This is a genomic window from Paraburkholderia sp. GAS333 (genome assembly GCF_050435665.1).
GTDB classification, from domain to species: Bacteria; Pseudomonadota; Gammaproteobacteria; order Burkholderiales; family Burkholderiaceae; genus Paraburkholderia; species Paraburkholderia fungorum_A.
Genome location: NZ_JBNDKS010000001.1, coordinates 345,053 through 370,797, shown reverse-complemented (window position 1 = coordinate 370,797; position 25,745 = coordinate 345,053). Strand labels below are relative to the sequence as shown.

The following is a 25,745-nucleotide window of genomic DNA, read 5'->3' as shown; positions in this document are numbered from 1 at the left end:
CGCGTATGACGACAAACGCGACACTATCGATCCGCCGCTTCGACGCGAGCGACACCGATGCCGTGATCGCGCTGTGGCAACAGGCGTTCCCCGAGTATCGGGACCTGACGCGGCCGCAGCGTAATCCGCATCTGTCGATTGCGAACAAGCTGGCGACCCAGCCTGAACTGTTCTTTGTCGCTGTGTTTGACGAGCGTATCGTCGGCACGGTGATGGGCGGTTACGACGGGCACCGCGGCTGGATGTATTCGCTCGCGGTCGATGAGTCGCTGCGTCGTCATGGCATTGGCACACGTCTCATTGCCCATGTCGAGAAGACGTTGACCGGCCTTGGATGCCCGAAGTTGAACTTGCAGATTTTGTCGGCAAAAACGGATCTGATGGCGTTCTACGAGTCGCTCGGTTATCGCGCCGATCCGGTGGTCAGTCTTGGGAAGCGGCTGGGTGAACTGGCCGATCCGGTGGCGACGACCACGGCCACGGCCACGGCCTGATAAACCGCCGCTCGTACCCAGAAAGAAAAAGCCGCATGCGTTTCACACGCATGCGGCTTTTTTTCGTCAGTACCTCAGTGCAGCAGAACCGGCTTACTCGCCCAGATACGCCGCGCGCACCTTCGGATCGTCGAGCATCTGCTTCGCGTCGCCCGACATCGTGACCAGACCCGAGTCCATCACGTAGCCGCGATTGGCCGCCTGCAACGCGAGACGCGCGTTCTGCTCGACCAGCAGCACGGTCATGCCTTCAGCGGAAATCGCGCGCACCACTTCGAAGATCTTCTCGACCATGATCGGCGACAGACCCATCGACGGCTCGTCGAGCAACAACAGCTTGGGACGCGAGATGATCGCGCGCGCCATCGCCAGCATCTGCTGTTCGCCGCCCGACAACGTGCCCGCGTATTGCGCGGCACGTTCCTTCAGACGCGGGAAGAAACCGAACATGCGGTCGACGTCAGCCTTGATGCCGTCCGTATCCGTACGCAGATAGGCACCCATCTGCATGTTCTCGACGATCGACATCCGCGCGAAGATGCCGCGCCCTTCCGGCACCATCGCCAGGCCCTTCTTCAGCAGCACATGTGGCGGAATGCCCTTGATCGACTGGCCCATGTACTCGATGTCGCCAATCGTGTACGGCTTCAGGCCCGTGATCGCCTTCATCGTCGTGGTCTTGCCCGCGCCGTTCGCGCCGATCAGCGTGACCAGTTCGCCCTGCTCCACCTGCAGATCGATCCCCTTGACGGCCTGAATGCCGCCGTAGTTGACCTGCAGCCCCTTGATCTTGAGCATCGGGGTATTTGCACTCGTTGCCATAGTCGCAGCCATTAATGAACTCCCGCGCCGAGGTAAGCCTCGATCACCTTCGGATCCTTCTGCACGTCTTGCGGCAGACCTTGCGCAATCACCTTGCCGTAGTCGAGCACCGTCATCTGGTTGCACAGACCCATCACCAGCTTCACATCGTGTTCGATCAGCAGAATCGTCTTGCCGTCTGAACGGATCTTGTCGAGCAGCTTGGTCAGCTCGACTTTTTCCGTTGCGTTCATGCCGGCGGCTGGTTCGTCGAGTGCGAGCAGCTTCGGGTCCGTTGCCAATGCACGCGCAATTTCCAGACGACGCTGATGGCCGTACGACAGGTTGCGCGACGTGTAGTCCGCGTACTGCGCGATGCCCACGTAGTCGAGCAGTTCGATTGCGCGTTCCTTGATCTCGCGCTCTTCCTTGCGCTCGGCCGGTGTCTGGAACACCGCGCCGATCAGGCCGTGCTTCGTACGCACGTGACGGCCGACCATCACGTTTTCCAGCGCAGTCATGCCGCCGAACAGACGGATGTTCTGGAACGTCCGCGCAATGCCCGCCTGCGCCACCTGATAAACGGCAGTCGGCGTGTACGGCGTGCCGTCGAGTTTGAACTCGCCCGAATCCGGTACGTACAAGCCGGTAATCACGTTGAAGAAGGTCGTCTTGCCTGCGCCGTTCGGACCGATCAGGCCGTAAATCTGGCCCGACTTGATCTCAAGCCCAACGTCGGACAGAGCTTGCAGACCGCCGAAGCGTTTGTTGACGCCTTTCACCGAAAGTCGAATGTTGTCGCTCATAGTTATTCTCCTTTGGTGCCTTACGCGCGCACCGGCTTCTTGCCGCTGCGCTTCGACAGTTTCGCGATCTTGTCTTCGTGCTTCGGCGACGGCCACAAGCCTTCCGAGCGGTACAGCATGATCAGCACCATCGCGAGTGCGTAGACCAGCTGACGGATCACTTCCGTATCGACGATTTCATGGCCGAAGATCATGTTCTGCAACGGACCCATCGTCGAGCGCAGGAATTCCGGCAGCACCGCGAGCAGCACCGCGCCGAGAATCACGCCCGGGATGTGGCCCATACCGCCCAGCACCACGCAGGCCAGCACCACGATCGATTCCGGCAGCGTGAACGATTCCGGCGACACGAAGCCCTGGAACGAACCGAACATCGCGCCCGACAGACCGCCGAACGACGCGCCCATCGCGAACGCCAGCAACTTCACGTTGCGGGTGTTGATGCCCATCGCCTTCGCGGCGATTTCGTCTTCGCGGATCGCGGCCCATGCACGGCCGATACGCGAGTGCTGCAAACGCGTACAGATCCAGATCACCAGCAACGCGGCGATCACGAACAGGTAGTAGTACGAGTACACCGACGGGAACTGCATGCCGAACAGCGAGTGCGTCTGCGCGAGGCTGAAGTCGCCGACATGCACCGGGTCGATCGCCGTGATCCCCTTCGGGCCGTTGGTGATGTTCACCGGACGGTCGAGGTTGTTCATGAAAATCCGCACGATTTCCCCGAAGCCCAACGTCACGATGGCGAGGTAGTCGCCCCGCAGACGCAGCGTCGGTGCGCCGAGCAGCACGCCGAACAGCGCGGCCACCGCCATCGCGCACGGCACGATGATCAGGAACGGCACATGCAGCCCGTTCGGCGCGAGATGCGCGATCCACTCGAATTGCGTCGACAGATGCGGCGAGCTGAGCAACGCGGCAACGTAAGCGCCGACCGCGTAGAACGCGATGTAGCCCAGGTCCAGCAGGCCGGCGAAGCCGACCACCACGTTCAGGCCGAGCGCGAGCATCACGTACAGCATCGCGAAGTCGAGCACGCGGACCCAGTAGTTGCCGCCTGCCGTGCCGATGATCATCGGCGCCGCGATCACGAAGATCGCGGTGATGATGCCGACGGTCCACGTCTTCGTGCGGTTCTTTTCAGGGATGAGCGTCGTGGACGGCTCGATGGGTTGAATCGAAGTCATGTTTTTTTCTCCCTGGATCAGGCGCGATCCGCCACACGTTCGCCGAGCAGACCCGACGGACGGAACACCAGCACGATGATCAGCACGATGAACGCGAACACGTCCTGATAGTTACTGCCGAACACACCGCCGGTCAGATTGCCGATGTAACCCGCGCCGAGCTGTTCGATCAGGCCGAGCAGCACGCCGCCCACCATCGCGCCGCCGAGGTTGCCGATGCCGCCGAGCACCGCCGCGGTAAAGGCCTTCAGACCGGGGATGAAGCCCATGTAGAAGTGTGCGTTGCCGTATTCGGACGCGATCATCACGCCGGCGAGTGCGGCGAGCGCCGAGCCGATCATGAAGGTAGCCGAGATCACGAAGTTCGGGTTCACGCCCATCAGCGACGCATTGCCCGGGTTCTCGGCGATGGCGCGCATCGCGCGGCCGAGCTTGGTCTTGTGCACGAGCAGCAGCAGACCGCCCATCACGAGGAACGCGACCACGATGATGACGATTTCAGTCATCGAGATCACGGCGCCGGGTGTGGTGTCAGTGGCCTTGATCACGTTCAGCGGATCGGTCGGCAGAAGCTGCGGGAACGGCAGCGGGTTGCGCGACCAGATCATCATGGCCAGCGTCTGCAGCAGGATCGACACACCGATTGCGGTAATCAGCGGCGCGAGACGCGGCGCTTTACGCAACGGCCGGTAGGCCACGCGCTCGATCGTATAGCCGACCGCCGCGCAGACAACCGCCGCGATGATCAGTGCAATGATCAGCGTCGGCACGTTGCCGAGGCCGGGGAAGTGGTTCTGCAGCACGCCTATGGCTGACAGCGCGACCATCGCGCCGACCATCAACACGTCGCCGTGAGCGAAGTTGATGATGCCCAGAATGCCGTAAACCATCGTATAGCCCAGTGCGATGATGGCATAGACGCTGCCTAGCACCAGCCCGTTGAGGACCTGCTGGATGAAGATATCCATTTAATGCTCCTTAGCCCGTGCGACTGGATTCGCGTTCTTCATCAGCCGGTGGGCGGTGATGCTGCACGGAAACTCAATGGCACTGCGGGTACTGATGTAAAAGACCGGTAAGGGTTATCTGCTGCCGGTTTGCCCTGCAACCGTGATGCGATTGCCGGCTCGCCTTAAGCGGATGCAAAAACGGCACCGTTGGGTGGTTTCGGTGCCGTCAGGCTGAACGTTCCGTCATCACATCTTTACCACGTCGAGAACGGATTTCTTGCCGTCCTTGAAGTCGTAAAGCGTAATGGCGCCCTCTTTCAAATCACCCTTGTCGTCGAACGCGATGTGACCGATTACCCCGTTGTAGTCGGTCGACGGCATCGCAGCCAGCACCTTGGGCGCCTCGATCGAATTAGCGCGCTTCATTGCATCGACGATCACGTACACAGCGTCATACGTGAACGGCGCGTAAATCTGCACCGGCGTGTGGAAGCGGTCCTCGTACTTCTTCTCGAAGTCCGCTCCCCGGTCCATTTTCGAAAGCGCAAGTCCTGCCTCCGAACAGACCAGGTTTTGCACGGCGGTTCCCGCCAGCTCACCCACCTTGTCGGTACACACGCCGTCGCCGCCAAGGATTTTTGCCCTGATACCGAGCGCCGCCGCCTGTTTGGTGAACGGCCCGCCCGTCGCGTCCATGCCGCCGAACATGATCACGTCCGGCTGAACACTCTTGATCTTCGTGAGGATGGCCCGGAAATCCGTGGCCTTGTCGTTCGTCGCTTCCCGTGCGACGACTTTCGCTCCGCTAGCTTCTACGGTCTTCGCGAATTCGTCCGCGAGCCCCTTACCGTAGGCGGTTGCATCGTCGACTATCGCGATGCGTTTGGCGCCCAACGCCTTCGTGGCGTAATTGGCGAGCGCCGGTCCCTGTTGCGCGTCGGTCGCGACGACCCGGTAGGTCGTCTTGAATCCCTGTTGTGTATACGCGGGGTTCGTCGACGACGGCGAGATCTGCACGATGCTCGCGTCGCTATAAATCTTCGACGCCGGAATCGACACGCCCGAATTCAGATGCCCGACTACCGCGACCACGTGATCGTCAACGAGCTTCTGCGCGACTGCGGTGCCCGTTTTCGGGTCCGCCGCGTCGTCCTGCGCGTCGAGCTCCAGTTGAATCTTGTGGCCGTCGATCGTCAAACCCTGTTTGTTGATTTCCTCGACCGCGAGACGCGCGCCGTTTTCGTTGTCCTTGCCCAGATGCGCGATACCGCCCGTCAAAGGGGCAGCATGGCCGATCTTCACGATGGTCGCTTCACTCACGGGCGCCGGAGCCGATGCCGCCACCGCCGCCGATGCTCCCGCTCCCGCCTCGCCGTCCTGCTTCTTGCCGCACGCGGTCAACATCGCAACTGCGGCCGCGATCGACACGGCGTAAGCAAATTTGACTCGCATTAAGTAGGTCTCCCGCGCCTTGCAAAATCCATTGTTCGGGACCTTAAGGCCTTGAGAACGCGCGCATTGTAACTCCAATTTTGCGATGGGCAATATTGTTGAAACGACAGGGTTTTCCTGCATTGCAACCTTATTTTGGAAGCTAATTCCTCAAAAAGGCGCAACCGGGTTGCGACTGTTTTTCGTGCATCAGTTGCACCATGGTTGAACCCCGTCACATCAAGTGTTGCAGCGAATTCGCCCAATGCCCGATAACTGCGCGCTTTTTGTTAAGTAATACGTTTGCGGATTTATCGAAGACTACGCACTATCCTAGTGCATCAAAAATCGGTGCGACTTGTTTAGCTTGAATTAAACGGGGACCGACCAATAGAGATTTGATAAAAAGTTGAATGTCGATTCAAAATAATTTGTGCGCAAAGACACCAAAATCGGCACTCCGCCATGATCTGGCACTTTATTTATTATGCTTTTGCCAAATTGCGGACATAAAAAAAGCGCACCCTCAGGTGCGCTTTTCTTTCAGTTACGTTAGCTGATTGTCAGGCAATCAGACTCAGGCTGGCAGACCTAGCCCGCGCGGCAGCGGAAACGCGATGTTTTCCTCGATGCCTTCGAGCGCGCGAACATTACGCACGCCAAGCTCACGCAAACGGGCGATCACCGCCTGCGCCAGCACCTCCGGCGCCGAAGCGCCAGCAGTAACGCCAATACGCCGCTTACCCTCGACCCAGATCGGATCGATCTGATCGGGCGAATCCACCATATAGGCAGGCACGCCGAGTTTTTCAGCGAGTTCGCGCAGACGGTTGGAGTTCGAGCTGTTCGGGCTTCCGACCACGATTACCACATCGCACTGCGGCGCCATGAACTTGACGGCGTCCTGGCGGTTTTGCGTCGCGTAGCAGATGTCCTGCTTTTTCGGCTCGCGGATGGACGGGTACTTGGCCTTCAACGCGCCGATGATCTGCGCGGCGTCGTCGACCGACAGCGTGGTTTGCGTGACGAACGCGATGCGCTCCGGATCGGCCAACTGCAAAGCCTGCACGTCTTCGATGTCTTCGACCAGGTGCATGCCCTCGCCCGCCTGACCCATCGTGCCTTCGACTTCAGGATGACCCTTGTGGCCGATCATGACGATGTCGAAGCCGTCCTGACGCATCTTCGCGACTTCGATATGGACCTTGGTCACCAGCGGACACGTGGCGTCGTACACACGCAAACCGCGCGATTCCGCCTCCGAACGCACGGCCTTCGACACGCCGTGCGCACTGAAAATCACCGTATTGCCGGGCGGCACTTCTTCGAGCCGCTCGATAAAAATCGCCCCCTTCTTGCGCAAGTCTTCGACCACATACGCGTTATGGACGATTTCGTGACGCACGTAGATAGGGGAACCGTGCAGCTTGATGGCGCGCTCGACGATCTCGATAGCCCGATCGACACCGGCGCAGAACCCGCGCGGCTGTGCCAGCAGGATCTCGGTTTCGGCAAGAGTCGTGTCCGTGATGCTCATGTTTACAGAATCCCGATGATTTTCACTTCAAACGCCAGCGCCTGGCCGGCAAGCGGATGGTTGAAATCGAACAGGGCCGACGTCTCGCCGACTTCTTTCAGCACGCCGGCGTAACGGCCGCCACCTGGCGCGTTGAATTCGACCAGATCACCCGGCGAAAAATCCTCTCCGATCATGCTGTTTTCACGCAGCGTAGCCAGCGACACACGCTGGATCAACTCCGGATTACGCGGACCGAACGCCTGACCCGGCTCTAGCTGAAAGGTCGAATGGTGGCCGACCTTCAAACCCAGCAAAATGTCTTCCAGCGGCGGCGCCAGTTGACCGGCGCCGAGCAGCAGCGTGGCCGGCTTGTCGGTGAAAGTGTTGATGACTTCGGCGCCATCGGCAAGGGAAAGCCGGTAGTGAAGCGTCACGTGTGAACCCGGTTTCACTTCGGAAATGTCGATGATGCTCATGCAATGCTCGCTCAGTCGAAGCGCGCTGCACGCGTGCGCCGCTGGCGCAGTCGACGCGTGTGGCAAACCGTCGGGGGTGCCGTGCGCAAAGCGCCTATTGTAAGCCACATAGCGGGCGACGGCTTGGCTCCGTCGCGCGCGTAGGGGCATGTCCGCGGCATTGCGCTGCAGCCATGCCCACAGCGGAGGACTCTATATATATGCACGATCACAGCAGTACGATCGACCAGGCGCCAGCAGATACGGTGTTGCAGCAAGCGTTGCCGCCACAAGCGCCGCCGCCCCACACGCGGGCACAGACGAAGACATCCCTGCTACGCGGGAAATGGCATAAAAACGACATGCCGCGCGAACGGCTGATCAACCAAGGGGCGGGCGTGCTATCGGACACCGAGCTGATCGTGCTGGTCCTTGGCTCGGGACTGCCCGATCACGACGTTTTCAGCATCGCGCAGGTTTTGCTCGACCGTTTCGGCTCGCTGCGCGCCATGCTCGACGCGACTTACACGGATTTCGACGGCATCCGCGGCATGGGGCCAGCGAAAAAGGCGCAACTGCTCGCGATCATGGAAATGGCCCGCCGCTCGCTAGTCGATAAAATGCGCAAACGCGAGTTGATGAATTCGCCTGAAGACGTGGAAAACTACCTGCGCCTGCTAATCGGCGGACGTCCGCAGGAGGTTTTCGTGTCGCTATTTCTCGACGCCCGGCATCGGCTAATCCGGTGCGAGGAAAGCGCACAAGGCTCGCTGACGCGCATGGCGGTGTATCCGCGCGAAATTGTGCGGCGCGCGTTGAGCCTTAATGCGGCCAGCCTGATCGTTGCGCATAATCACCCTTCCGGCGCCGTGCAGCCAAGCGCAAGCGATTGCCGCCTGACGCATACGCTGCGCGACGCGCTTGCGTTGATCGACGTGCAACTGGTCGATCATCTCGTGATTGGAGCCGACGACGTTTACTCGTTCGCCCGCGCCGGCTGGCCTTGACGGGGACAGAACCGGGACCTCGGCTGCGTATCGTCGTATCCGGCATCGCAAATAAGGTTTGATTTTGCGGCTTTTTTTCCGCTATAATTCCGGTTTGCCTATTTCCAACCCCCTGTTCCGAAGCCATTAAGGCGTTCCGGAAAGGTCAAGCGTCTCTAGTTCTCACACTTAAGCGCGGCTCTTTTCGGGAAACTTTCACGGCGTTCGAACTCAGAATTAGCGTATTAGGAGTGCTCTCATGGCACGCGTATGCCAAGTAACTGGGAAAGCGCCGATGAGCGGCAACAACGTTTCCCACGCGAACAACAAAACCAAGCGCCGGTTCCTTCCGAACCTGCAAAGCCGCCGTATTTGGGTGGAAAGCGAAAACCGTTTCGTGCGTCTGCGCATTTCGAACGCCGGTCTGCGCTTGATCGACAAGAACGGTATCGACGCTGTGCTCGCAGATCTGCGCGCACGCGGTGAAGCCTAAGGAGTAAATCATGGCGAAAGGCGCACGCGACAAGATCAAGTTGGAATCGACCGCAGGTACGGGTCACTTCTACACGACGACGAAGAACAAACGCAACATGCCGGAAAAGATGCTGATCAAGAAATTTGATCCGGTCGTCCGTAAGCACGTTGACTACAAGGAAACCAAGATTAAATAATCTTGGCTCCAGCCAGACGAAGGCAAAAGACAACAGAGAAGCCTCGCATTTATGCGAGGCTTTTTTGTTTTCTGCCGGTGTTTGCGTTTCGGCCTCCCCCTTTGCTCTCGCGAATAGTCTTATGCCGTTCGGCCAGCTTTCGCTCGGACCTTGCGACGCGTATCCTTTCTCGTTTTAGCGGCGAGCGCATAGCGCGCCGTCATGGAAAAACGATAGACGGAGATGTGAGTAATGGAATTCGATGTGGCGATTGTCGGAAGCGGTCTGGCTGGCCTGAGCGTCGCGCTCAACCTGGCGGAGACGCGGCGGGTTGCGGTGGTCGCCAAGCGATCGATGACCGAAGGCGCGAGCGACTGGGCGCAAGGCGGCATCGCTGCGGTGCTGGACTCGGCAGACAGCATCGAAAATCACGTTCGCGATACGCTGATTGCCGGTGGCGGCCTGTGCGACGAAGCGGCAACGCGCTTTATCGTCGAGCACGGGCGTGCTGCGATCGAATGGCTGATCGGGCAAGGCGTGCCCTTTACCAAAGACGATGCCGCCGAACTCGGCTTTCATCTGACGCGTGAAGGCGGTCATAGTCATCGCCGGATCATTCATGCCGCGGACGCAACTGGCCACGCCGTGGTCGCCACGCTCAGTGAGCGCGTGCGCCGCCATCCGAACATCACACTCCTCGAAGATCACTACGCGATCGACCTGATCACGTCGGACCGCCTCGGTCTGCCGGGCCGTCGCTGCCATGGGCTTTACGCACTTGACCTGCAAAGCGGTCGTACCGTGACCATCGAAGCGCCGCACACCGTGCTCGCCACTGGCGGTGCGGGCAAGGTCTACCTCTACACCACCAATCCCGACACCGCGACCGGCGACGGCATCGCGATGGCCTGGCGGGCCGGCTGTCGCGTGTCGAACATGGAATTCATCCAGTTCCACCCGACCTGTCTGTTTCATCCGTATGCAGGTTCGTTCCTGATTTCGGAAGCGGTGCGCGGTGAAGGCGGCATCCTGAAGCTGCCCGACGGCACGCGTTTCATGCCGCAGCACGACGAACGCGCCGAGCTGGCACCACGCGACATCGTCGCGCGTGCGATCGATTTCGAGATCAAGAAGCGCGGTATCGATTGCGTGTATCTCGACATCAGCCATCAGTCGCCGGAATTTTTGCACGAGCACTTCCCGACGATTCTGGCGCGCTGCCTGGAATTCGGCATCGACATCACCAAAGAGCCGATCCCGGTTGTGCCGGCTGCGCACTACACGTGCGGCGGCGTCGTCACCGATCTGGCGGGTCGCACCGATCTCGCGGGCTTGTATGCCGTCGGCGAAACTTCGTGCACGGGCTTGCATGGCGCGAACCGGCTCGCCAGCAACTCACTGCTCGAATGCCTGGTGATTGGCCGCTCCGCCGCGCAGGCCATCGAGCAGGAAGGCTTCAGCGCCGCCGTCCACGCGCCGCTGCCGGACTGGGACGAAAGCCGCGTGTCCGACCCAGATGAAGAAGTCGTGGTCGCACACAATTGGGACGAACTGCGTCGGCTCATGTGGAATTACGTCGGCATCGTGCGTACCGACAAGCGGCTGGCGCGCGCAAAACACCGGCTGGCTCTGCTGCGCGACGAGATCCACGAGTATTACGCAAACTTCAAGGTGAGTCGCGACCTGCTTGAATTGCGTAACCTGGTCGATGTAGCGTCGCTGATTGTCGAAAGCGCGCGCTCACGGCGCGAAAGCCGTGGCCTGCACTTTAGCCGTGACTGGCCAGCCACCTTGCCTAAGGCGCTGCCGACGGTTCTATCACCCGAGTACGTACGCAATCGGAACGTGTGAGGCCAGTGAGCTAAAACGAAAAGGCCGTCGCCGAATGGATTCGGCGACGGCCTTTTGATTAACGTTAATCGCGGCCACCTACGGCCTACGGATCAAACGATCCGCATCGAGTAATCCGTAGCTCGCACGTCTTTGGTCAACGCGCCAATCGACACGCGATCGACCCCCGTTTCCGCGATCGTCCGGACCGTGTCGAAATTCACGCCGCCAGACACCTCCAGCACCGCCCGCCCTGCTGTGATGCGAACCGCGTCGCGCATGGCGTCGAACGAAAAATTGTCCAGCAGGATGGATTGCGCGCGATGCGCCAGCGCGATCTCCAGTTGCTCGAGCGTCTCGACTTCGATCTGGATAGACACGCCGGCATTCAACGCCAGCGCCGCGTCCATCGCCGCGCCCACGCCGCCGGCGGCCGCGATATGGTTTTCCTTGATCAGAATCCCGTCGTACAACGCGAGCCGCTGATTCGCCCCGCCGCCCACGCGAACCGCGTATTTCTGCGCGAGCCGCAAACCCGGCAAAGTCTTGCGCGTATCGAGAACGCGCGTTTGCGTATGCGCGATTGCATCGACGTACCGGCGCGTTGCGCTCGCGACGCCCGACAGCAATTGCATGAAATTCAGCGCATTACGTTCAGCGGTCAGCAGCGCGCGCACCGGTCCGCGAAGTTCGCAGACGGGGGTGTCGGCCGTCATCAGGTCGCCTTCGCGATAACGCCACTGCACGTCGATACGCGGATCGACCTCACGCATCACCGCATTGAACCAGGGCACGCCGCACAACACGGCATCCTCACGCACGATGATGCGCGCGTCGCGCACGTCGTCGGCGGGGACGAGGCGGCCTGTCTGGTCGCCTGCGCCAACGTCTTCAGCCAATGCGTCGGCGACGTTGCGCGCCAGAGCCGCGTCGAAGGCCGCTCCATACTGCGCGTGAATTTCAGCGAACAACGGCGAAACCGCGTCGAACTTATCCTGCACTACTGCGTCAACCGCCCCCATCACGCTGCTCCCACGTTCGAATACAGTTGCGCGTCGCGTGCGAGGTCACCGCTTGCCTGCACACGTTTCTTATGACGTGCGGCAAAATCCAGCATCCGGTCAATCGGCAGACGCGCTCGCTCGCCAATCGCGCGATCGACGAAAATCTCGTTGCGGCCTCGTTCGAGCACATCGGCCAGATTCGCGAGGCCGTTCATCGCCATCCACGGACAATGCGCGCAACTCTTGCACGTCGCGCTGTTGCCGGCCGTGGGCGCGGCGATCAGCGTCTTGCCCGGCGCGGCAAGCTGCATTTTGTGGAGAATGCCGAGATCGGTCGCCACAATGAAATGCGTGGCGTCGAGTTTCTGAGCGGCGTCAATCAGTTGCGTGGTCGAGCCGACCACGTCCGCCTGCTCAACCACATTGGCCGGCGACTCCGGATGCACCAGCACTTTCGCGCCGGGATATTCGGCGCGCAGCAGATCGAGTTCGATGCCTTTGAATTCGTCATGAACGAGACATGAGCCCTGCCACAGCAGCATGTCTGCGCCGGTCTTGTTCTGGATATAGCTGCCAAGGTGCCGATCCGGCGCCCAGATGATTTTCTCGCCGCGAGCATGCAGGTCGGCAACGATTTCCAGTCCGATCGACGACGTCACCATCCAGTCCGCGCGCGCCTTCACCGCGGCGCTCGTGTTCGCGTAGACGACCACCGTGCGGTCCGGGTGTGCGTCGCAGAAAGCCGAAAATTCATCGACTGGGCAGCCGAGATCGAGCGAACAGGTCGCATCGAGATCCGGCATCAGAATGCGCTTATTCGGACTGAGAATTTTCGCGGTCTCGCCCATGAAACGTACACCGGCAACGACCAGCGTTTGCGCCGAATGATCGCGCCCGAAACGCGCCATTTCCAGCGAGTCGGCTACACAGCCGCCGGTTTCGTCGGCAAGTTCCTGCAATTCTGCGTCGACATAATAGTGAGCGACAAGCACCGCCTTCTCGCGCTCAAGCAATGCGCGAATACGCGCCTTCAACGCCTGCTTTTCCTCCGCCGACGGCATGTCGGGCACCTTCGCCCACGCCTGCCCGATCCCACAGGACGTGCCCTGCGCTTGCGGCCGGTCGTATTCGACGGTCCTGATCGCCTGCTGATCCATGATCTCCTCTGCCTTCGCTCTGCCGCCGCGGACTGTCAATCGAAAGATGTTGCAGTTTCCGCGGCCCAAAAAGCAAAACCCCGCCAACGCGGGGTTTTGTGACGTAACGAAATTTTAATAGATTTCGCGATCAAGCATAACGGCGCAGGCGCGTCGCAAAGTCTTGAAGTGCCTTGATACCGCTCTGTTCAGCGCGGTGACACCAGTCTTGCAACTGCACCAGCAGCTGGTCGCGCGATGCATTCGAGCGCTCCCACATTGCCGCGAGTTCATTGCGCATGTCGATGTACGTTTTCAGCTTCTGGCTGTTCGCAAAGATCTGCGGCAACTGACGCTTCTGCGGCTCGTCGAGGCCCGCTTCTTCCTTGTGGAACCAGCTACGGGCACCGCGCATGACCAGATACTTTTCGCGCGCGCCGACTTCCTTCAAATGAGCCAATTCCTGACGATAAGCGCGCTTGAGCGCCTTGCCGTAACGGGCCATGACTTCGTAACGGTTAGCCAGCACGGCTTGCAGCGTGTCCTGATCGAGCACCAGCTTGCCGGTAGTCAGACGCGGCGTAGGTGCAACCTTCTTGACCTTGGCCAGACGGAACGCCGACATGATGCGGATATACATCCAGCCGATATCGAACTCGTACCACTTGTTCGACAGCTTGGCTGACGTTGCATACGTGTGGTGATTGTTGTGCAGCTCTTCACCGCCGATGATGATGCCCCACGGGAAGATGTTGGTGCTCGCATCTGTCGAATTGAAGTTGCGATAACCCCAGAAGTGCGCCAGACCGTTGACCACACCCGCTGCCCAGAAGGGAATCCACACCATCTGCACGGCCCAGATCGTCAGGCCCACAACGCCGAACAGTGCGACGTTCAGCACCATCATCAGGCTCACGCCGAGAATCGGGTACTTGGTGTACACGTTGCGTTCCATCCAGTCGTTCGGCGTGCCGTGACTGAACTTGCGCATCGTTTCTTCATTTTTCGCTTCAGCGCGATACAGTTCCGCGCCTTCGAGCAGCACCTTCCAGATGCCGCGCGTCTGCGGGCTGTGCGGATCTTCTTCTGTCTCGCACTTGGCGTGATGCTTACGGTGAATCGCAGCCCATTGGCCGGTCAGCATGCCCGTGGTCATCCACAGCCAGAAACGGAAAAAATGACTGACGACAGGGTGCAGTTCCAGCGCGCGGTGCGCCTGGCAGCGATGCAGATACACCGTGACGCCAATAATCGTAATGTGTGTCACGACCAGCGTGTACACGACGAGTTGCCACCACGAGAAGTGCAACAGACCGTGGGCAAGGAAATCGAGCAAAGAATTCAACAAGGCAATTTACCTGTGGAACGAGAGACACGAGGCACGCGCAAAATGCGCGTGTCAAGAAAGTGAAAGCATACAGCGGGATTGGACGATATTCTACTTGAAGCGTTCCAAGTGTTTGTAACAAATAGGGATTTTTTGTTCGGCATCAAGAGGATAGAGGTCGGCGGCGGCAAATAAAGTGTCCGCCGCCTCTCTCCGGACGCCTGTCAGTGGGCGCTGTCCGCCTGATTGGCCGCTGGAGCGGTCATTGTTACCGGCTGTGGCATTGCGTCACGCACGTTGCCGACAATCCGAACTTCGCGTTGCGCGAACGGGATGGCGATGTCGTGTTCCGAGAACAGTCGCCAGATATTTCGGTTCACGGCCGAGCGCACGCCCGACGTTCCGGTGGCTGCGTCCTCGATCCAGAAGCCGAGTTCAAGGTTGACGCCGTCCGGCCCGAAGCTCGCCAGATAAGGCGTCGGCGCCGGTTCACGCAACACACGCGGTACGCCTTCGGTGGCGCGGGCCAGCAAGGCCATCGCCTGCTCGACATCGCACGAATAGGCGACCTGCACCGCCAGTTTCGCGTAGCCGCGCGTCAGGTAGGACGACTGGTTCTGCACGACATCCGTGATCAGCTTTTCGTTCGGAATCAGCGTTTCGATGCCGTCCAGTCCGCGCACCACTGTGTAGCGCGTGCGGATCTGCGTGACCATGCCTTGCAGGCCGCTCACGTTGATCGTGTCGCCGATCCGCAGCGAGCGGTCGAGCAGAATGATGAAGCCCGACACGTAGTTGCTCGCGATTTTCTGCATGCCGAACCCGAGCCCAACGCCCAGCGCGCCGCCAAAAACGCCCAGCACGGTAATGTCGATACCGACCAGCGACAGGCTAATCAGCACCGCCGCCAGCACGAACGCCGCCCGGCCGACACGCGCCACGACCACCTTCAGATTGGCGTCGAGCGTGGTCGCGCGCATCAGGCGGTCTTCGAAGGTCGAGCCGAGCCACATCGCGACGATCATCGTGATCGCCACCCACAGCAGGCCCGTGGTCAGCGACAGCAGCGTCAGGCGCGCGTTGGCGATCCGGAAATGGACGCTGCCCATCCACGCGATCACGTCGTCCTGAATGCCCATCACGGTAAGCACCATGGCGACCCAGACGACCAGCGAAACGACCTTCTCGACGAGGAAGAGCCACGGGTGCACCTCTCCGTCGCGGCTGAAAACTCGTCGCGCGAAGAAAAATACGATGTAAATCAATGCGATGCCGAACAACGGCACGAGTGCCAGGTTCAGCAGCGCGGTATGCATGAACTGGCCGGTGATGGCTCGGGCGAGCCACACGAGCAGCGCGCCCAGCAGCGGAAACCAAGCGCGATTCAGGCTTTCCGCGCCGAAGCGCAAAGTCTGGTAACGCGTCTCACGGCGCGCGTCCAGCGTACGGCGCACCGCACGCGCAAGCAGCCACGCGATGCCGAGCGTCGCGAGCAGGATGCCGACCTGCCACAACATCACGGGCTGGCCGAAGTCGTGCACAAGGTCGCCGAACATGTGAGAAAAGATGCGTTCTTCCATGATGTTGCCGAAATCGCCGGCCCGCGCTGGTTCAACGAATGAACCCGGCGCGAGCCGGCAAACAGCCAGACGTGATGCTTAGCTCTGACGCTCGAGCACGGCGGCGAAGAAGCCGTCCGTGGCGTGGCGGTGCGGCCACAGCGACAGGTAGTCGCCCATTTCCAGTTCGATCCGCTGCTCGGCCAGCACGTCGCGCGCGGGCACCAGAGCGAAATCCGGGTGATCGGCGAGGAATTTCTGCACGACGCCTTCGTTTTCGGCTTCCAGAATCGAACAGGTCGCATAGACCAGACGGCCGCCCTTCTTCACGAGACGCGCCGCGCTCGCCAGAATCGACGACTGCTTCGGCGCCAGTTCCGCAACCGATTCCGGCGACTGACGCCACTTCAGGTCAGGATTGCGGCGCAGCGTGCCCAAGCCGCTGCAGGGCGCGTCGACCAGCACGCGGTCGATCTTGCCCGCAAGGCGCTTGATCTTCGCGTCATGTTCGCTGTCGATCAGCACCGGATTCACGTTCGACAGCCCGCTGCGCGCGAGGCGCGGCTTGAGCTTGGCGAGACGGCGCTCGGAGATATCGAATGCGTAAAGACGGCCCGTGGAACGCATTGCCGCGCCCAGTGCCAGCGTTTTGCCGCCCGCGCCCGCGCAGAAATCGACGATCATCTCGCCGCGCTTCGGCGCGACCAGCGAGCACAGCAACTGGCTGCCTTCGTCCTGCACTTCGAGCCAGCCGTGCTGGAACGCGTCGAGCTTGGTGAGCGGCGGCTTGCCGACCACACGCACGCCGAACGGCGCGAACGGCGTTGCGCCCGCCTCGATACCGGCCTTCGACAGCGCGTTCAGCACGTCGTCGCGGCTCGCCTTGATCGGGTTCGCGCGCAAATCCAGCGGCGCCGGGTAGTTCAGCGCGGCCGCCAGTTGCGCGAGTTCCGCAGGTTCGAAACGCTGACTCAGCGCCTCGCTGATCCAGCCGGGCAGGTTCAGGCGAATCCGCAACGGCAGGCTTTCCGGGTCGATCATCGCGACCTGTTCGAGCCACTTCGATTCGGCTTCCGTCACGAACGGCTTGAGCGCCGAGCGCCCCGCCGTCTGCATCAGACCCAGCAGCGCCATGCGGCGCGCCTGGCTGCCCGCGCCGCTTTCGGCGAGGTGAGCAAATTCCATCCGGCGACGCAGCACGGCGAAAACCGCCTCGGCGATCACGCCACGCTCGCCGTGCCCGAGCTTCGGATGCGCGCGGAAAAAGCGGCTGGTCGTCGCGTCGGCGGGACCGTTCAGTTTCAGGACTTCAGCCAGCAAAGTCTCAGTTTGTCCAATCAAAAAACCATGTAATCTCATGCGCCCTCTCCGGCGGTGTGACCGGCAAAGAGCCATTGCGGCTCTGACGGCGTAAGCGTGACACGCAGGCCATCAAGGGCAAGACGCCCTTCGACGAACCAGCGCACCGCGCGTGGATAAATAATATGTTCGGTTGCCAGCACGCGTTCAGCGAGCGTGGCGGGGGTGTCGCCCGCGATCACAGGAACCGCCGATTGCGCGACGATCGGCCCGTGATCCAGTTGCGACGTGACAAAATGCACGGACGCGCCATGCAGCCGCACGCCCGCGTCGAGCGCCTGCTGGTGGGTTTTCAGGCCCGGAAAGCTCGGCAGCAGCGACGGATGCACGTTCAGCATGCGCCCGGCGTAGTGATCGACGAAACCGGCCGTGAGCACGCGCATGAAGCCCGCGAGCACGACCAGATCCGGCGCGAAACCATCGATTTGTTCCGCCAGCGCAGCGTCGAAGCTGTCGCGGTCGGCGAACTGGCGGTGATCGACCACCGCCGTCGCAATACCGTGCGACGCCGCGAACGCAAGGCCCGCGGCATCAGGACGGTTGGCAATCACGGCGGCGATTTGCGCCGGCCAGCCTTCGTTCGAGCAGGCCCGAACGATCGCTTCCATGTTGCTTCCCCGCCCGGAAATCAGGATGACGAGTTTTTTCATTTGCGGATTTTATCATTCGGCAACACCTGAATCGCGACGCGCGAGCCGTCTGTTGCGCTGAGCGTTTATAATCGTTTGTTTTGCGGCACCTCAGCCGCCCTACTCCAACCCGCTATCGTGAGAGTCTTCCGCGGTCTTCCCAATGCCGAAAGCCGTGCGCCCTGCGCACTGACCATCGGCAACTTCGACGGTGTCCACCGCGGCCATCAGGCTCTGCTCGCCCATGTGCGCGCAGCAGCGGATGCGCGCGGCCTGCCCGTCTGCGTGATGACCTTCGAGCCGCACCCGCGCGAGTTCTTCAATCCGGCCGGCGCGCCGCCCCGCATCGCGTTGCTGCGCGACAAGCTGGAAGCGTTGCGCGCCAATGGTGTCGATCGGGTGGTGGTCGAGCATTTCAATCACACTTTTGCCAGCCAGTCGCCGGATGCGTTCGTCGAACGGATCATCGTCAACGGGCTGCATGCACGCTGGGTGATGATCGGCGACGATTTCCGCTACGGCGCGAAGCGCGCGGGCGATTTTGCGTCGCTGAAGGCAGCGGGCCAGCAATACGGCTTCGAAGTCGAGCAGATGGCGACGGTTGCCGATCCGACGGGTGCGCGCATTTCCAGCTCCGGCGTACGCGCGGCCCTGGTAGCGGGCGACCTCGACGCGGCCCGCTCTGCGCTGGGCCGCGATTATCTGATCAGCGGCCATGTCGTGCACGGCATGAAACTCGGTCGCGATCTCGGTTTCCCCACGCTCAACCTGCCGATCGCGCACAAGCGCCCGGCGCTCGCCGGCATTTTCGTCGTGCGCGTGCACGGTGTCGCCGCCGAACCGTTGTCGGGTGTCGCAAGCCTCGGCCTGCGTCCCACCGTCGACGATTCCGGCCGCGTGCTGCTCGAAGTGCACCTGCTCGACTGGCACGGCGACGCGTATGGCAAACTCGTGCGCGTCGAATTCCTGAAGAAGCTGCGTGACGAGGAAAAGTATGTCGACCTCGAAACGCTGACCAAAGCGATCGCGCGCGACGTCGTCAATGCGCGCGCGTGGTTCGCGGCCGCCGGCGCGGGTGCGCCGGGCAGCCGCTCCACCGGTTTCGCCACCTCGGCCACCGACCGAATTAGATAGCCGCCGCGGACGAGGCGTGCGTGCCAAACGCCGCCTCGTCCGTCGCTGCGCGCATCGAAAGGCGTCCGTGGATCACGACATGCCTGCCGGGCGCGCCCAACAACGCCCTCGCGCATCGTGCGCAACCCCGCGCCCTGCTGCGCATAGAACGAATTCACCGCGACCACATCATGAGCAACAAGAAAGCCGATTCGAAACCGCAGTCACGCTACCCGGTGAACCTGCTCGACACGCCGTTCCCCATGCGCGGCGATCTGCCCAAGCGCGAGCCGCAATGGGTCAAGGAATGGCAGGAACGCAAGATCTACGAAAAGATCCGCGCCGCCAGCAAAGGCCGCAAGAAGTTCATCCTGCACGACGGCCCTCCGTATGCCAACGGTGACATCCACCTCGGCCACGCGGTGAACAAGATTCTGAAGGACATGATCGTCAAGGCGCGCAACCTGGCGGGCTTCGACGCGGTCTACGTGCCGGGCTGGGACTGCCACGGCATGCCGATCGAAATCCAGATCGAAAAGCAGTTCGGCAAGTCGTTGCCGGCCGCCGAAGTGATGCAGAAGGCGCGCGCCTACGCGACCGAGCAGATCGAGAAGCAGAAGGTCGGCTTCCGCCGTCTCGGCGTGCTCGGCGACTGGGACAATCCGTACAAGACGATGAACTTCACGAACGAAGCCGGCGAAATCCGCGCGCTCGCGAAGATCATGGAAAAGGGCTACGTGTTCCGCGGCCTGAAGCCGGTCAACTGGTGTTTCGACTGCGGCTCGGCCTTGGCTGAAGCGGAAGTCGAGTACAAGGACAAGACCGATCCGACCATCGACGTGCTGTTCAGCTTCGCCGAACCGGAAAAGACCGCACAGGCGTTCGGACTGGCTGCGCTGCCGCGCAATGAAGGCGGCATCGTGATCTGGACCACCACGCCGTGGACCATTCCCGCCAACCAGGCGCTGAACCTGCACCCGGAAATCGTCTACGCGCTGGTCGACACACCGCGCGGCCTGCTGATTCTCGCTCAGGAGCGCGTCGAAGCCTGCCTGAAGCAGTACAAGCTCGAAGGCACGATCATCGCGACCACCACGGGCGAGAAGCTCGTGAATCTGCGCTTCAACCACCCGCTGGCATCCGCGCATCCGTCGTACAAGCGCACGGCGCCGGTCTATCTCGGCGACTACGTGACGACCGAATCCGGCACGGGTGTCGTGCACTCGTCGCCCGCGTACGGCGTGGAAGACTTCGTGTCGTGCAAGGCGCACGGCATGTCCGACTCCGACATCATCAACCCGGTGATGGGCGACGGCCGCTACATCGAATCGCTCGCGCTGTTCGGCGGACTGTCGATCTGGGCGGCGAATCCGCAGATCGTCGAAGCGCTGCAAAGCGCCGGCTCGCTGCTGCACACCGAGAAGTATTTGCACAGCTACATGCACTGCTGGCGCCACAAGACGCCGATCATCTATCGCGCGACGTCGCAGTGGTTCGCCGGCATGGACGTGAAGCCGAACGACACCGACAAGACCCTGCGCGAAACCGCGCTCGAAGGTATCGAAAACACTGCGTTCTATCCGGCGTGGGGCAAGCAGCGTCTGTTCAGCATGATCGCCAACCGCCCGGACTGGACGCTGTCGCGTCAGCGTCAATGGGGCGTGCCGATGGCGTTCTTCGTGCACAAGGAAACCGGCGAACTGCATCCGCGTACGCTTGAATTGCTCGAAGAGGTCGCGCAACGTGTCGAGAAGGCCGGTATCGAAGCATGGCAATCGCTCGATCCGCGTGAACTACTCGGCGACGACGCGAACATGTACGAAAAGAACCGCGACACGCTCGACGTGTGGTTCGATTCGGGCACCACGCACTGGCATGTGCTGCGCGGCTCGCACAAAGACGAGCTGCAATTCCCGGCCGACCTGTATCTGGAAGGTTCGGACCAGCATCGCGGCTGGTTCCATTCGTCGCTCTTGACCGCGTCGATGATCGACGGCCGTCCGCCGTACAACGCGCTGCTGACGCACGGCTTCACCGTCGACGGCGAAGGCCGCAAGATGAGCAAGTCGCTCGGCAACGGTATCGATCCGCATGAAGTGGCGAACCGGCTCGGCGCGGAAATCATCCGTTTGTGGATTGCATCGACCGACTACTCGGGCGAACTCGCGATCTCCGAAGAAATCCTGAAGCGCGTGACGGAAGGCTATCGCCGGATTCGCAACACGCTGCGCTTCCTGATGGCGAACCTGTCGGACTTCGACTTCGCGCAGCACGCGCGTCCGGTCGAAGACTGGCTCGAGATCGATCGCTATGCAGTCGCGTTGTCGGCGAATCTGCAGAACGACATCCTCACGCACTACGACAAGTACGAGTTCCACCCGGTGGTCGCGAAGCTGCAGACGTTCTGCTCGGAAGACCTCGGCGGTTTCTACCTCGACGTGCTGAAAGACCGCCTGTACACCACGGCGGCCGACTCGGTCGCACGCCGTTCGGCACAGACCGCGCTGTACCACATCGCGCACGGCCTGCTGCGTCTGATGGCGCCGTTCCTGTCGTTCACCGCCGAAGAAGCGTGGAAGGTGTTCCAGCCGAACAGCGAAACCATCTTCACCGAGACGTATCACGCATTCCCGGCCGTACCGGACGCAGGCGAACTGCTCGACAAGTGGACGCTCCTGCGCGCGGCACGCAGCGACGTGACGAAGGCGCTGGAAGAAGCGCGCGTCGCGAACCTGATCGGCTCGTCGTTGCAGGCCGAAGTCGAAATCCGCGCGAGCGGCGCGCGTTACGACGCGCTCGCGAGCCTCGCCGACGACCTGAAGTTCGTGCTGATCACGTCGGCGGCTAACGTCGTCAAGGTCGATAGCGAAGCGGACGAAGGCGTCGAAGTGATCGCGTCGAAGTATCTGAAGTGCGAGCGCTGCTGGCACTATCGCGCGGATGTCGGCGCGAACGCGGAACACCCCACGTTGTGCGGCCGCTGCTTCAGCAATCTGTTCGGAAATGGTGAAACGAGGAGCGCGGCATAATGGCGAGAAGCATGTCGAAAAGCCCGTCGAAAACGTCTGCAGCAAGCAGTTCGCTGGCACCCTGGCTGGGCATCGCGCTCATCGTCATCCTGTTCGATCAGTTGACGAAAATCGCGGTCCAGAAGGTGTTCGCGTACGGTGTTCCGCACGAGGTCACGCCGTTTTTCAACCTGATCCTCGTCTACAACCGCGGCGCGGCGTTCAGCTTCCTCGCGATGGCGGGCGGCTGGCAGCGTTGGGCGTTCACCGCGCTCGGCGTGGTAGCCGCTATCGTGATCTGCTATCTGCTCAAGCGGCATAGCGGGCAGAAAATGTTCTGCACGGCGCTCTCGCTGATTCTCGGCGGCGCGCTCGGCAATGTGATCGACCGGCTCGCGTACGGCCACGTCATCGACTTTCTCGATTTCCACCTGCGCGGTTCGCACTGGCCGGCGTTCAATCTCGCCGACAGCGCGATCACGATCGGCGCGATCCTGCTCGTGCTCGACGAATTGCGGCGCGTACGCGGCTCATCACGCTGACGCCGTTGGCTTGAGGCGGTGCGGTGCCTTTTCGGGTCCAGCCGCGCTTACGCCCTGGTTTGAAACACGCAGCGGCGCGGGGTGCATCATCGATACCCCGCCCCGCTGCCCGCCACCACGCTTTGTCGGAGGCTTTCGTTGGCAACCGCAGAACTCGCAGGAAAACACCTCGTCCTCGGCATGTCGGGCGGGATTGCCTGCTACAAGATCGCCGAACTCACGCGCCTCCTGACCAAGGCGGCCGCAACGGTCCAGGTCGTCATGACCGAAGCGGCCACGCAGTTCATCACCCCCGTCACCATGCAGGCGCTCTCGGGCCGTCCGGTCTACACGAGCCAGTGGGACGGACGCGTACCGAACAACATGGCGCATATCGATCTGTCACGTGAAGCGGACGCGATCGTGATCGCGCCCGCCTCCACCGATTTCCTCGCCAAACTTGCGCACGGCATGGCCGACGATCTGCTGTCGACGATGTGCGTCGCGCGCGATTGCCCACTGCTCGTCGTTCCGGCGATGAACCGTCAAATGTGGCAGAACCCGGCGACCCAGCGCAACGTCACGCAATTGCGCGCGGATGGCGTCGAAGTGCTCGGTCCCGATTCGGGCCCGCAGGCGTGCGGCGAAATCGGCGATGGCCGTATGCTCGAAGCAGCGGCGACCTACGAAGCGATCGCGTCGTTCTTCTCGCCGAAGATTCTGTCGGGCAAGCGTGTGTTGTTGACCGCCGGCCCGACTTTCGAGCCGCTCGATCCGGTGCGCGGCATCACCAATCGTTCGAGCGGGAAGATGGGGTTCGCGTTGGCGCGCGCCGCTCAACAGGCGGGCGCGGACGTGCATCTGATCGCTGGTCCCGTCGCGCTCGAAACGCCATGGGGCGTGTTCCGCGAAAACGTGCAAACCGCGCAGCAGATGCACGACGCGGTAATGCGCTCGGTGTCCGACGCCGACATCTTCATTGGCGTGGCCGCGGTGGCTGACTGGCGCGTCGATCACGTCAGCGAGCACAAGATCAAGAAGGCCGCCGACCGCGCGTTGCCGACCTTCTCGTTCGTCGAGAACCCGGATATTTTGGCCTCGGTCGCGAGGTTGCCGCATCCGCCGTTCGCGGTGGGTTTTGCAGCAGAAAGCGGCGACCTCGAAGTCCACGGCGAAGAAAAGCGTGTCCGGAAAAACGTGCCGCTGCTAATCGGCAACCTCGGCCCACTGACCTTCGGTCTCGACGATAACGAAGTGATTCTGTTCGAAGCAGCTGGTGCCACCAAGCTGCCACGCGCCGACAAGCAGACGCTCGCGCGCGCACTGATCGCGGAAATTGCGAAGCGTCTGCCCGATACGAGTCTGATTCGCTAAAGCCGCCGCTACGTGAAAAGCGTGTGCGTCAGTCCGCGCACGCTCAGCGAATTGAATCCTCAGGAGCAGTACTGACATGACGCTACTTTCCGTGCTCGATCAAACGCCCGTGATCGCCGGGCACTCGGTGGCGGACGCCATCGCCGCCACCGTCGAACTCGCACAACTCGCCGACAACCTCGGCTACACCCGCTACTGGTGCGCCGAACATCACGGCTTGCGCGGGGTCTCGAACCCATGTCCCGAAGTGATGCTCGCGCGCCTGGGCAGCGTGACCCGGCGCATCCGACTCGGCTCCGGCGGCGTGATGCTGCCGTACTACAGCCCGTTCAAGGTCGCCGAGCAATTCATGATGCTCGAGGCGCTGTTCCCGAATCGCATCGATCTCGGCGTGGGACGCGCGCCGGGCGGCGACATCCGCACGGCCCAAGCGGTTGCGGCCGGCGACTACAATCGCGGCGACATTTTTCCGCAGCAAGTGGCCGATCTGGTCGGCCTCATGCACGGCACGTTGCCGCCCGATCACATCGCGCAAGGCGTTTTGCTGCAGCCACAAATCGAAACGCGTCCGCAATTGTGGATGCTCGGTTCCAGCGAATTCGGCGGCTTGCTCGCCGCGCAACTCGGTATTCGCTTCGCGTTCGCGCATTTCATCAATGCGCATTTCGGGCACCAGGTGGCGCTCGCTTATCGCGAGCGCTTCAAGGCGAGCCAGGAATCGCAGCAGCCGTATCTGGCCGCCGCTGTTTTCGTCATTTGCGCGGACACGGAACAGGAAGCCGCTGACCTGGAAAAAGCCGTCGATCTGCGTCGTGTGCAAATGGCATATGGACTCAACGAGCCGATTCCGTCGATTGAACAAGGCGTTGCGCAGGAATACGGCGAGCGAGAAAAACTCGTGATCGCGCGCGAGAAACCCCGCAGCATCGTCGGCACGCCTGAAACGGTCACCGAACGGCTACATGCTTTGCAGGAACAGTTCCAGGCCGACGAATTGATGGTGCTGACGGTTGCCGGCAGCTACCGCGCGCGCTTGCGCTCCTACGAACTTCTCGCCGACGCGTTCCAGCTCGGCTCGAACACCACTCAGCCCTAACCCTCAAAAACATTTCCAATCTGCATGAAACTCGACCTGAAGATTCTCGATGCGCGCATGCGCGATCAACTCCCCGCCTACGCGACGACCGGCAGCGCGGGCCTCGACCTGCGCGCGTGTCTCGACGAACCGCTGACGCTGAAACCCGGCGAAACCGCACTGGTGCCGACGGGTCTCGCGATTCACGTCGGCGATCCGGGTTATGCGGCGCTGATCCTGCCGCGTTCGGGTTTGGGCCATAAGCACGGGATCGTGCTCGGCAACCTGGTCGGCCTGATCGACTCGGACTACCAGGGTCAACTGATGATCTCGACCTGGAATCGCGGTGAAACGACGTTCGTGCTGAATCCGATGGAGCGTCTCGCTCAACTGGTGATCGTGCCGGTCGTGCAGGCCGAGTTCAATATCGTCGACGACTTCGAGCAGAGCGAGCGCGGCGCGGGCGGGTTTGGCAGCACGGGCAAGCACTAAGCTATTGCTGCTTCGGCATCGTTCTTCGAACGACGC

24 protein-coding genes are annotated in these 25,745 nt (G+C 61.5%); 11 read left to right on the top strand and 13 right to left on the bottom strand.

Translation table 11 applies throughout. From position 1 onward, the window contains the following. The first annotated feature begins 5 nt into the window (after positions 1-5). Positions 6-494, top strand: a complete 489-nt coding sequence (locus ABH945_RS01680) for a GNAT family acetyltransferase (RefSeq protein ID WP_429249523.1) — start codon at positions 6-8, stop codon at positions 492-494. Positions 495-587: 93 nt separating this feature from the next. On the opposite strand, the gene ABH945_RS01675 is transcribed toward ABH945_RS01680, so the two are convergent. The 7 genes from ABH945_RS01675 to ABH945_RS01645 all read right to left on the bottom strand — a co-directional run bounded on the left by ABH945_RS01675 (position 588) and on the right by ABH945_RS01645 (position 7,667). Next, a complete protein-coding gene (locus tag ABH945_RS01675) occupies positions 588-1,292 on the bottom strand; it encodes an ABC transporter ATP-binding protein (protein ID WP_074766530.1) in 705 nt (234 codons plus the stop codon). A 35-nt stretch (positions 1,293-1,327) separates the two neighbouring features. After that, the gene (locus tag ABH945_RS01670; RefSeq protein WP_074765332.1) at positions 1,328-2,101 is read right to left on the bottom strand and encodes an ABC transporter ATP-binding protein; all 774 of its coding nucleotides are present in this window, start codon (positions 2,099-2,101) and stop codon (positions 1,328-1,330) included. Positions 2,102-2,121: 20 nt separating this feature from the next. Then, positions 2,122-3,291: a branched-chain amino acid ABC transporter permease gene (locus tag ABH945_RS01665; protein ID WP_074765334.1), complete on the bottom strand. Its 1,170-nt coding sequence runs from the start codon at positions 3,289-3,291 to the stop codon at positions 2,122-2,124. 17 nt (positions 3,292-3,308) lie between these two features. Next, positions 3,309-4,259 (bottom strand): branched-chain amino acid ABC transporter permease, encoded by a 951-nt coding sequence (locus ABH945_RS01660; protein ID WP_074765336.1) that lies wholly within the window; start codon positions 4,257-4,259, stop codon positions 3,309-3,311. Between the two features lie 228 nt (positions 4,260-4,487). Then, positions 4,488-5,693, bottom strand: coding sequence for a branched-chain amino acid ABC transporter substrate-binding protein (locus tag ABH945_RS01655; protein ID WP_074765338.1), 1,206 nt, complete (start codon positions 5,691-5,693; stop codon positions 4,488-4,490). A 556-nt stretch (positions 5,694-6,249) separates the two neighbouring features. After that, positions 6,250-7,209, bottom strand: a complete 960-nt coding sequence (gene ispH, locus ABH945_RS01650; protein ID WP_429249522.1) for a 4-hydroxy-3-methylbut-2-enyl diphosphate reductase — start codon at positions 7,207-7,209, stop codon at positions 6,250-6,252. A 2-nt stretch (positions 7,210-7,211) separates the two neighbouring features. Next, a complete protein-coding gene (locus ABH945_RS01645) occupies positions 7,212-7,667 on the bottom strand; it encodes an FKBP-type peptidyl-prolyl cis-trans isomerase (RefSeq protein ID WP_074765342.1) in 456 nt (151 codons plus the stop codon). Positions 7,668-7,840: 173 nt separating this feature from the next. Here ABH945_RS01645 and radC point away from each other — a divergent pair, with 173 nt between their 5' ends. The 4 genes from radC to nadB all read left to right on the top strand — a co-directional run bounded on the left by radC (position 7,841) and on the right by nadB (position 11,133). Then, positions 7,841-8,653, top strand: coding sequence for a RadC family protein (gene radC, locus ABH945_RS01640; protein WP_429249521.1), 813 nt, complete (start codon positions 7,841-7,843; stop codon positions 8,651-8,653). A gap of 238 nt (positions 8,654-8,891) precedes the next feature. After that, complete coding sequence (gene rpmB, locus ABH945_RS01635) at positions 8,892-9,125, top strand: 50S ribosomal protein L28 (protein WP_064268656.1); 234 nt, start codon at positions 8,892-8,894, stop codon at positions 9,123-9,125. A gap of 10 nt (positions 9,126-9,135) precedes the next feature. Next, positions 9,136-9,303: a 50S ribosomal protein L33 gene (gene rpmG, locus ABH945_RS01630; protein WP_006050116.1), complete on the top strand. Its 168-nt coding sequence runs from the start codon at positions 9,136-9,138 to the stop codon at positions 9,301-9,303. A gap of 231 nt (positions 9,304-9,534) precedes the next feature. Beyond that, the gene (nadB, locus tag ABH945_RS01625) at positions 9,535-11,133 is read left to right on the top strand and encodes an L-aspartate oxidase (protein WP_074765346.1); all 1,599 of its coding nucleotides are present in this window, start codon (positions 9,535-9,537) and stop codon (positions 11,131-11,133) included. 92 nt (positions 11,134-11,225) lie between these two features. Here the strand turns inward: nadB and nadC are convergent, their stop codons facing one another. From nadC to purN, 6 genes are all read right to left on the bottom strand, one after another. Beyond that, positions 11,226-12,134 carry a carboxylating nicotinate-nucleotide diphosphorylase gene (gene nadC / locus ABH945_RS01620; RefSeq protein WP_429249520.1) on the bottom strand — a complete coding sequence of 303 codons (909 nt, stop codon included), beginning with the start codon at positions 12,132-12,134 and terminating at the stop codon, positions 11,226-11,228. Beyond that, positions 12,134-13,273 carry a quinolinate synthase NadA gene (nadA, locus tag ABH945_RS01615; RefSeq protein WP_429249519.1) on the bottom strand — a complete coding sequence of 380 codons (1,140 nt, stop codon included), beginning with the start codon at positions 13,271-13,273 and terminating at the stop codon, positions 12,134-12,136. Before nadA ends, nadC begins: the two co-directional genes overlap by 1 nt. Positions 13,274-13,403: 130 nt before the next feature. Beyond that, positions 13,404-14,600 carry a DesA family fatty acid desaturase gene (locus ABH945_RS01610; protein WP_074765353.1) on the bottom strand — a complete coding sequence of 399 codons (1,197 nt, stop codon included), beginning with the start codon at positions 14,598-14,600 and terminating at the stop codon, positions 13,404-13,406. 203 nt (positions 14,601-14,803) lie between these two features. Beyond that, entirely contained in the window at positions 14,804-16,159 is a 1,356-nt protein-coding gene (locus ABH945_RS01605; RefSeq protein ID WP_429249518.1) for a mechanosensitive ion channel family protein, read from the bottom strand. 78 nt (positions 16,160-16,237) lie between these two features. Then, complete coding sequence (locus ABH945_RS01600) at positions 16,238-17,497, bottom strand: RsmB/NOP family class I SAM-dependent RNA methyltransferase (RefSeq protein ID WP_429249517.1); 1,260 nt, start codon at positions 17,495-17,497, stop codon at positions 16,238-16,240. After that, complete coding sequence (gene purN / locus ABH945_RS01595; protein WP_074765359.1) at positions 17,494-18,147, bottom strand: phosphoribosylglycinamide formyltransferase; 654 nt, start codon at positions 18,145-18,147, stop codon at positions 17,494-17,496. The genes ABH945_RS01600 and purN overlap by 4 nt, the downstream gene beginning before the upstream one ends. A 117-nt stretch (positions 18,148-18,264) precedes the next feature. Between purN and ABH945_RS01590 the strand changes: the two genes are divergently transcribed. The 6 genes from ABH945_RS01590 to dut all read left to right on the top strand — a co-directional run bounded on the left by ABH945_RS01590 (position 18,265) and on the right by dut (position 25,709). After that, positions 18,265-19,260, top strand: coding sequence for a bifunctional riboflavin kinase/FAD synthetase (locus ABH945_RS01590; RefSeq protein WP_429249516.1), 996 nt, complete (start codon positions 18,265-18,267; stop codon positions 19,258-19,260). A 170-nt stretch (positions 19,261-19,430) separates the two neighbouring features. Then, positions 19,431-22,268, top strand: a complete 2,838-nt coding sequence (gene ileS, locus ABH945_RS01585; RefSeq protein ID WP_074766532.1) for an isoleucine--tRNA ligase — start codon at positions 19,431-19,433, stop codon at positions 22,266-22,268. Positions 22,269-22,279: 11 nt separating this feature from the next. Continuing rightward, positions 22,280-22,789, top strand: coding sequence for a signal peptidase II (gene lspA / locus ABH945_RS01580; RefSeq protein WP_429249515.1), 510 nt, complete (start codon positions 22,280-22,282; stop codon positions 22,787-22,789). Positions 22,790-22,927: 138 nt separating this feature from the next. Continuing rightward, positions 22,928-24,142: a bifunctional phosphopantothenoylcysteine decarboxylase/phosphopantothenate--cysteine ligase CoaBC gene (gene coaBC, locus ABH945_RS01575; protein ID WP_429249514.1), complete on the top strand. Its 1,215-nt coding sequence runs from the start codon at positions 22,928-22,930 to the stop codon at positions 24,140-24,142. Positions 24,143-24,218: 76 nt separating this feature from the next. Then, the gene (locus ABH945_RS01570) at positions 24,219-25,238 is read left to right on the top strand and encodes an LLM class flavin-dependent oxidoreductase (RefSeq protein WP_074765368.1); all 1,020 of its coding nucleotides are present in this window, start codon (positions 24,219-24,221) and stop codon (positions 25,236-25,238) included. A 24-nt stretch (positions 25,239-25,262) separates the two neighbouring features. After that, on the top strand, positions 25,263-25,709 hold the full coding sequence (gene dut, locus ABH945_RS01565; protein WP_429249513.1) for a dUTP diphosphatase: 447 nt from the start codon (positions 25,263-25,265) through the stop codon (positions 25,707-25,709). The last annotated feature ends 36 nt before the right edge of the window (positions 25,710-25,745 follow it).